Raw genomic sequence first — 8,713 nt, 5'->3', positions numbered from 1 at the left:
TTAGATACCGCTTAGATATCGCTCATCCTACGTTAATCTTACGTTCATGAACGTAAGATTAACGTAGGATGAGCGATATCTAAGCGGTATCTAAGCGAACATTGTCTTAATAAAGAAAAGCTTTACAATTTTTATAGTGAGGATCAGGATTGACTTTACAGATGCATAATCTAAGCTTTACCTGGCATTTGAGTTTTTATACCCCTTCCAGCTTTCCGTTTTCGTTCTAATGACCCACTAGATTTTACTTATTTTTAACCCGCTCCCCAGATATTTTAAACAGATATTGTAAGTTTCCGACACGCTGGTATACTAATGAATAAAGATCCCCGTGATGAACAGTCCTTCTAAAATAAAAAGAAGCATGCGTAATGACCAAAGCTGACTTTCTGGATCATACCCTTCCACACCAGGGCATAATTTTTAAAGTAGTGAATATCTATGCAGATCACAAAGAAGATAAGGAAGACCTTCTGCAGGAGATCTGGTTACAGCTATGGTTGTCTTTTCCACGCTTCCGGTTTCAAAGCAAAGTGTCTACATGGATGTACCAGGTAGCATTAAATACAGCCCTGACCTACTCCAGAAAATCTGCCACCAGGAACAAACATCTCCGCAATGTGGCGACGGCGCCTCCGGCAGAGGATAATGAAAGCGGGCAACGTGAACAGGAACAGTTACTATGGGCAATGATCCGCTCTCTTCCAAAGTCAGAGAAAGCAGTGATCTTGTTATACATCGAGGGAATCAGTTACCGGGAGATCTCGGAGATCACCGGTGACTCCGAAAACAATGTAGGCGTTAAGCTGAACCGTATCAGGCAGAAATTAAAAGATCAGATCACACGTACTAAAATTCAACAATAATGGAACCACTGGACGACCTGGACAACCTGTTGAAGGGGGCTTCCGTAGAACATAATAAAGAATTACTTACCGCGCAATCCATAAGCAGGATGATAGACGAAAGATTAATTGAGACGAGAAAAAAATTAGCATTAACATTTAGAAAAGAGATCAGACTTATTATCATAGGTTTACTTTTCCTGTCCTTTTCTTTAACGTTGAGCATTGTTTCCGGAAGTCCGGACAGAGGCGATATGATAAGAGCCCTGATCTATGCGGGTACAATACTCTATCTGCTTGTCTGCCTGCTATTATTCATAAGACTGATGCGCCTGTCGCTTTTGCAGAAAGGTACGCATATCAGGGATTATGTAACAGAAATTCACAAAAAAACAAAAAGGGCATTACACGTATATCTCTGGATATCCAATGCCACAGGAATAGCAATGATAGCCGCCCTCCTGATATCCTTCAGCGTAAGCTGGCGCACGACCCTTTTTGTAACAATACCGTGGGGCGTTGCACTGCACTATATCAACATCTGGTATATAAGAAAGCGATTCGGAGAGAGACTGGATGGAATGAAAGCGCTGACTGAAGCATTCAATTGATTAAAAAAGGAAAGCCGCTCCGTTGTAACGAAGCGGCTTTCCCTCTGTTATTATAATCTTTTATGTCTTCTTTGCTTTTCCCAGTCCTACTTTAAAGTTATCCGGCGTACCCGTTACCTTAATACTCATGAAACGCACCTTTTTATCCTTATCTCTGTATTCAATGGCATCTACCTGGTCAGCGTCCACTTCCTCTCGTTTCTTGCCAAAAAGCGACTGAAAACCTACCTGTGTAACCATCTTCAATGGTATACGCATATAGTATTCCATTTTCATATCCAGCGATTGCTTGCCGGAGATCTCCATAAAGCCCAGGGAAGAGTTGATATTCATTGTCGGAATATCCAGTACGCCGTTCTTCAGCGTCAGTTTATTCCTTAAGGTATCAAAGCGGATCATGTTCAGGTTCTTGTCTTTGAAATACCCCGCCATGGCCTGCATAGGTGCAAAGTTGATCAGGCTTCCGTTCCTGATATCGAGGTCCAGTTGAGCCTCACAATCATCAATAATAGGCGTCAGGTCCGGATGCATCAGGATACGGCTTCTGATCTGCCCGTTCAGACGTCCTTTCACGTTCTTATTGATCACATAATCCTGTCCGAAGTGATCAAGCTTCAACATCAGCTTTTCTATGTTCACATCGAAGGCCCTGATCCTGCTGCGGAAATAGATCTTTTTAGGATCTGCGCCGTTGAAGTGCCCCTTCATACCTATCTGCCCTTCTGCAACGCCCATTCCCAGTGTATCCAGGTAAATGTGTTGATTGGTTGTCATACGGACGTTGCTGGTGATGTTTTTCAGCCACAGGCGATGATATTTTATCCTGCCGATATTGACAGTAGCACGAAAGTCAATGAATGGAACAGTGAAGATGTTAAAGCCGCTGGAATGACTGGTATCTTTGATCACAGTACGCGTTACAGCTGGTGCTGCAACTACGGTTTCCTCATCTTCATTGGCCGTCAGTTTATAGTTGGTCAGCTGGTCAAGGTCGAGGTTCCTCGATGCGAACTGCAGGAAGTTTTCCTTCTTACGCTTCACTGAATCTTTACCCATGTATAAACGCATGCTGACATCAAAATCCGTCTTACCGATGCGGCCTGTCAGGGTATCAAGCTTCAGGAATTTGTCAGCGCCTATCTTCACAGTCCCTTTTATGCTGTCAACTTTGATCTTATGCTCCTGCAGTTCTGCAGAGACATTAGCCAGTTTTATCTTAGCGAATTTGAATACAGAGTCATAACGCAGATCAGTTTTTGAACGCAGCCATATACCGGTAGCCACTTCACGCTGATAGTCTTTCGGCACATAGTTACGGCTGACAGGTCCCAGTACATCTTTCATTGCCAGGCGCTTCGATTTCAGGTCGAACGCTATCTGTGTCTTTCCTCTTTTTACCTGGTCGAACCAAAGCTGGTAGTTGATCACACGGCCACTGAAAAGGATATCGCTGCTATCGATCATACCACCGAAGTTCCGCAGTAACAAAGCTGTATCGTTGATGTTGAGCTCTGCTCCAAAATCATGGAAGGCGTGCGGATACTCCTTAAAGCTGGCGTACAGTTTCTCCAGTTTGAATTTGCCTTTAGGTAATGGAGCAGGATGTTGCAGTTCTTTTACAGAAGTTTCCAGCGATAACCCGATATTGAACCCGTATATTTCTTCCTTTGCTTTCTTCGCTATGACAGAGTCGTAGGACAGCAGCTCTTTCAGGATCATCTTCTTGCTGCGCGCACTGAATGTTACCTGCACCGGCTTCTCCTGCTGATGGAACAGGGCTGGCAGGTCGCTCAGGGAGCCATTCATTGCAAAGTCGGAATTACCGAAATAGAAGGAAAGCGTATCGAGTTTCACGAAGCCGTTCTTCATATCCGCATGCAGGTTCAGGTTATGAATGATATGCGGATAGTTGGGAATACGGAAAGTAAGGTCACTTACTCTCAATTCACTCTGGATACCTTCTTTGAGCTTACCCATGGATACTTCCGGCACGGTCATGTCCACCAGCTCATTAAAGTCCATTTTCAGGCTGATATGGCCCGTCAGACGTTGAAGGTCGGCTATCCCTAAAAATGCGCCTATAAACTCCAGTTGCAGGTCAGAATTGATCTGCATGATCATTTTCGGATCAGTAAAGTCCTTCATGACAAAATTGGCCTTGAAGATACCTTTCTCAGGACGGGCGCTTACACTTAACAAATGCAGTTCCGAGGTTTTCAGGGAATGCCCTGCCCCATTCGTATAATAACCCTTGAAGCCCAGGGAATCGATCTTCTTATTGGCTTTTTCATTGAGCAGCCAGCCGTTCTCACATCCGAAGTTGATCTTAATCAGCGGCATCTGGTCACCGCCAAGCTTTCCTTTGATGATACCGTCAAAATAAAGGCGGCCGTCATAACGGAACTGTTTCAATTGCTCCATTGCCGACGCAGGGACAAATGACACTAACTGGTCAATGTCGGGCCTGTCCCCTTTCACTTTAAAGTCAACATTATTACCGTTTTTCAGATCGGCTGTTCCCGTAATACTGAAACTGGCATCTTCCAGTTTCAGACCGCCTACCGGCAGGCTGACAAACTGCCGCTGCTGATCGTATGTCAGCTGCAGGTCCAGTTTAACATGTTTATTCCTGAACAGGGAAGTATCTGTCGGGGTGGTATAGTCAGCTATCATTGATCCCTCCAGGTCGGCGAAAATGTTGACGCTATCGGCCCGAAAAGCAGTTTTTATCTTGTCTATATGGGTATTGACATGCTGGCCGCTTTGTTTATCGGAAAAAGCGATATCCAGGTCTCTCAACACGATCTTTTTGATATCAAGGTCGAGAGAGGCAGATTCGGTTGCGGTAGTAGTGATCGTGTCCTGCCGGATCCTGTTAGCCTCTACGATATTGAGGTTACCATTTACATCCCTCACCAGGTCAAGATGCCCTTTTTTAAGCAATATTACCTTCACGTTGTATTTCTGCCGGAGTATATCGGGCAGGCTGAACCCTACATACAGCTTTTCAAGCTGATACATGGGTCTGCCGGTCTTCTGCTTTGTAGCGAAGAACCTGACATTTTTCAGGCCTATTGAAATGTAAGGGAAGTTCTGAAAAGGAGATATGGTACTGCCTTCTATGACCAGTTCGCCCGGTAACTGCTTATTCAGTTCTTTAATGGCCAGGTTAATGAGGCGCTGCTGTTGGGAATACAATACACCTACAGCGATACCCACCAGTATTATCAGGATAACAATAGGTATTAAAACAATCCGGAAAATCCTCTTTCGCATCTTGCCAGTCATGGTGTTGAGACTTGTCTTAGGTGATAATAACGGCAAAAATAGAAACCACCCCTATAAAATAAAAATATTTTATATGTACACTCCTATTCTGGCGACGAATCAGTAAAAAATACCATAATTCAGAGAAATACCACCATAGCCACGGGTAGGGTTTGTGGTACCTTTGAGATGTCCAAATAACATATTTTATGTGTGCAGCTAAATTCGAAAAAAAGCCTAACCTGATGGGCAGCATACTACAGAACAGGTGCCCTGCCTGTCGTAAAGGAAAAATATTCACAGCTGATAGTGCCTATAACCTGAAACATTTTACGGAGATGAACGACCATTGTCCGGTGTGTGGGGAAGATTTTGAGAGAGAAATAGGGTTTTACTATGGGACCGGATATGTCAGCTATGCCATAACTGTGGCATTCAGCGTGGCGACATTTATTGCCTGGTGGGTGATCATAGGGTTCTCTTTATACGATAACCGGATGTTCTGGTGGCTGGGTATCAACGCCGTCCTCCTGGTATTACTGCAACCGCCCATTATGCGCGTATCCCGGACGATCTGGCTGGCCTTCTTTGTACGGTACAGACCAGAGACACGTACGCTGGCGTATAAGGTATAAATGTTAAGATCATATCATTTTCACTGGTCTACCTAAATCATATCCTGGAGCCGGATCCTTTACCAGTAAGGATCCGGCTATTTTGTTAGTACTCCGGTAGAACAGCGGTAGAACAAGCAGAGAAGAAGCGGAGACCAAGCAGTATAGAAACAGGGAAGCGAAAACCCACGTCATCTGATAGTATTTTATCTTTCTTATTAAGCTTTCTAATACAACAAACTGAGTTGCTGACGAAGCCGCCGGAATACCTTTATCCCCATCACATCTTCCGGTTCGCGGGAGGTCGCAGGAACCACGCGAGCACGTCCTTCCATTCATATACAGCGTTTTATGCTATTGTTCATCCTATACATAATGGGAAATATCTGCTACAGGCTTATCATTTTCAAAAAGCCTCATCTGGACGGGCAGCGGCTATCACATTACGGTACAGTGTTAGTATGAGGATATGAAAATTATTTACTTATGGCAAAAGCTTCATCCATTTCCAAAAAAACAGCGAAGTCAGCTGAAACTGCATCCGCACCTGTATCAGACTCCCGTCTGAAGGAATTCTTCTGTGAAGAATTAAAAGACATCTACTGGGCAGAAAATCATATTGCAAAATCATTGCCCAAGATGAAAAAATCAGCAACAACACCCGAACTGCAAACTGCATTTGAAGATCATTTGCAGGTAACGTTAGGACATATCAGCCGCCTGGAAGAGATCTTCGGTCTGCTTGGCAAACCGGTAAGAGGTAAAAAATGTGATGCTATTGAAGGCATAGTGCTGGAAGGAGAATCCATCATTGCAGATACGGAAGCAGGAACCGCCACCAGGGATGTAGGACTGATCCTCGCTGCACAAAAAGTAGAACATTACGAGATCGCCACTTACGGTGGACTGGCGCAGCTAGCCACCACCCTCGGTCTTACAGAAGCAGCCTCATTACTGGAAGCAACGCTGGCAGAAGAGAAGGACTCTGATGTATTACTCACTGAAATAGCAGAAAACAATATCAATTACGAAGCTGCTGAAGAATAGTCCATTCAACCTTATCTGAGAACCATAAAAACACTGAACCATGCCGGGTAAAAAGACCACCAAAGTTCTTGAAGAAAACAAAAAACTTGCAGAGCTGTCACCGAATAAGGAAGAAAGTACCGGAGAGATCATCACCACCAATACGGGCGTAAAGATCAATGACGATCATAATTCACTAAAGGCCGGTGAGCGCGGGCCTACGTTGATGGAGGATTTCATCTTCCGCGAAAAGATCACACACTTTGACCACGAACGTATTCCTGAACGGGTAGTGCATGCACGCGGTTCAGGGGCACATGGTGTGTTCCAGGTCTATGAATCAATGGAAAAATATACAAAGGCGGGTTTCCTGACAGATCCATCGCGTGAAACACCTGTATTTGTAAGATTCTCTACAGTGGCAGGTTCCAGAGGTTCTACCGACCTGCCGCGCGATGTCAGAGGCTTCGCTGTTAAGTTCTATACGGAAGAGGGCATTTTTGATCTTGTAGGTAACAACATGCCTGTATTCTTTATACAGGATGCCATTAAGTTCCCTGATCTCATTCACGCCGTAAAACCGGAACAACATAATGAAATACCGCAAGCCGCATCAGCACACGATACCTTCTGGGATTTTATATCCCTCATGCCGGAATCGACACATATGATCATGTGGTTAATGAGCGACAGGGCCATTCCCCGCAGTCTCCGCATGATGGAAGGGTTTGGCGTACATACGTTCCGATTGGTGAATGCGAATAATGAAAGCTGTTTTGTTAAGTTTCACTGGAAACCTTTACTCGGTGTACATTCTGTGGCCTGGGACGAAGCGCAGAAGATCTCCGGTAAAGATCCTGATTTTCACAGACGTGATCTGTGGGAAGCAATTGAAAGCGGCAATTTTCCGGAATGGGAATTAGGTGTGCAGATCGTACCGGAAGCAGACGAACATAAGTTTGATTTCGACCTGCTGGATTCTACCAAGATCATTCCGGAAGAACTGGTGCCTGTGCAGCGGATCGGTAAAATGACCCTGAACAGGAACCCCGATAATTTCTTTGCAGAGACAGAGCAGGTTGCATTCCATATCGGACATGTAGTACCGGGAATAGATTTTACGAATGATCCGCTGTTACAGGGACGTCTTTTCTCTTACACGGATACGCAGTTAATTCGCCTGGGAGGCCCTAATTTCCAGGAAATACCTATCAATCGCCCTATCAACCCGGTGCATAATAACCAGCGGGACGGATATATGCGGCAAACCATCAACCGTGGCAGGACTGCCTATAGTCCTAACTCACTTCGCGGGGGTGATCCCGCGCAGGCGAAGGCAGCAGAAGGCGGTTTTACTTCTTACACAGAAAGGATTGATGCCGTTAAGATCAGGGAAAGAAGCCGTAGTTTCTTTGATCATTTCAGCCAGGCTACCCTCTTTTATAACAGTCAGTCAGATCCTGAAAAACAACATATCGTTGACGCACTTCGTTTCGAATTGGGTAAGGTAGATACGGTGGCGATCAGGCAACGCATGATAGGCATCCTCACGCAGGTGGATAAAGACCTGGCCAGCCAGGTGGCGTATGGTCTGGGACTGGAGGTACCTGAAGAACCGGAAAAGCCTATTAATCATAGCGTTCCGGCAGATGCTGATCCTGCAAAATATGAACCTTTTCCACCGAAAACACCGGTTCCTGATATCTCTGCAGCCCTGAGTATGGCCAATACGGTAAAAGACAGTATCAAAACCAGGAAGATTGCGCTGCTGGCGGCAGACGGAGTAGATGCAACTTCACTTACAGCGGTGAAGAAGGCACTGGAAGCGACAGGCGCCATTACGGAAGTAGTAGCGCCGCATCTGGGCGATATCATCGCAGCAGACGATACACTGATACCGGTGGTCAAAAGTTTCCTGACGGCGGCTTCTGTATTTTATGATGCTATCTACGTTCCATCAGGCGCCAACAGCGTTGCTACACTGGAGGCAGATGCCGATGCCGTACATTTCCTGAACGAAGCATACAGACATTGTAAAGCCATAGCAGCACATGCGGGAGCTATACAGGTATTGGAGGCCACGTATTTCTTCAAAAAATTACCGGAAGATAAATCAGAAGAATCAGCACTGATGGAAGGTGTTATTGTAAGTGACGATGCGGCCGGACTGGCAAACACATTCATAAAGGCTATTGCGCAACATCGTTTCTGGGAGCGGGAGAAACCACGCCGGGTGCCTGCATGATCTCTTTTTGATTGGATGGCAGCGGGGTCCACACACCCGCTGCCCTTCATCTAGGTTCTTCAACAAAAATACAATCTGGGGTTTGGCAAAAATGGCCACGATTTC

General features: G+C 45.3%; 6 protein-coding genes. 5 read left to right on the top strand and 1 reads right to left on the bottom strand.

Features of this window, described 5'->3' with window-relative positions; all coding sequences use genetic code 11:
• Positions 1-371 precede the first annotated feature (371 nt).
• Positions 372-866: an RNA polymerase sigma factor gene (locus C7475_RS21285; RefSeq protein ID WP_110055401.1), complete on the top strand. Its 495-nt coding sequence runs from the start codon at positions 372-374 to the stop codon at positions 864-866.
• The gene (locus C7475_RS21280; protein WP_110055400.1) at positions 866-1,456 is read left to right on the top strand and encodes a hypothetical protein; all 591 of its coding nucleotides are present in this window, start codon (positions 866-868) and stop codon (positions 1,454-1,456) included. Before C7475_RS21285 ends, C7475_RS21280 begins: the two co-directional genes overlap by 1 nt.
• 60 nt (positions 1,457-1,516) lie before the next feature.
• Here the strand turns inward: C7475_RS21280 and C7475_RS21275 are convergent, their stop codons facing one another.
• On the bottom strand, positions 1,517-4,732 hold the full coding sequence (locus C7475_RS21275; RefSeq protein ID WP_233259919.1) for an AsmA-like C-terminal region-containing protein: 3,216 nt from the start codon (positions 4,730-4,732) through the stop codon (positions 1,517-1,519).
• 200 nt (positions 4,733-4,932) lie between these two features.
• On the opposite strand from C7475_RS21275, the gene C7475_RS21270 reads away from it, so the two are divergent.
• The 3 genes from C7475_RS21270 (at position 4,933) to C7475_RS21260 (ending at position 8,608) form a co-directional block, all read left to right on the top strand.
• Positions 4,933-5,358: a DUF983 domain-containing protein gene (locus C7475_RS21270; RefSeq protein ID WP_110055398.1), complete on the top strand. Its 426-nt coding sequence runs from the start codon at positions 4,933-4,935 to the stop codon at positions 5,356-5,358.
• Between the two features lie 465 nt (positions 5,359-5,823).
• Entirely contained in the window at positions 5,824-6,384 is a 561-nt protein-coding gene (locus tag C7475_RS21265) for a ferritin-like domain-containing protein (RefSeq protein WP_110055397.1), read from the top strand.
• Between the two features lie 40 nt (positions 6,385-6,424).
• Positions 6,425-8,608, top strand: coding sequence for a catalase (locus C7475_RS21260; protein WP_110055396.1), 2,184 nt, complete (start codon positions 6,425-6,427; stop codon positions 8,606-8,608).
• Positions 8,609-8,713: the final 105 nt, after the last annotated feature.

The organism is Chitinophaga sp. S165 (assembly GCF_003182155.1).
GTDB lineage: Bacteria > Bacteroidota > Bacteroidia > Chitinophagales > Chitinophagaceae > Chitinophaga.
The sequence above is the reverse complement of the archived record's forward strand: the minus strand, read 5'-3'. Positions and strand labels throughout refer to the sequence as shown.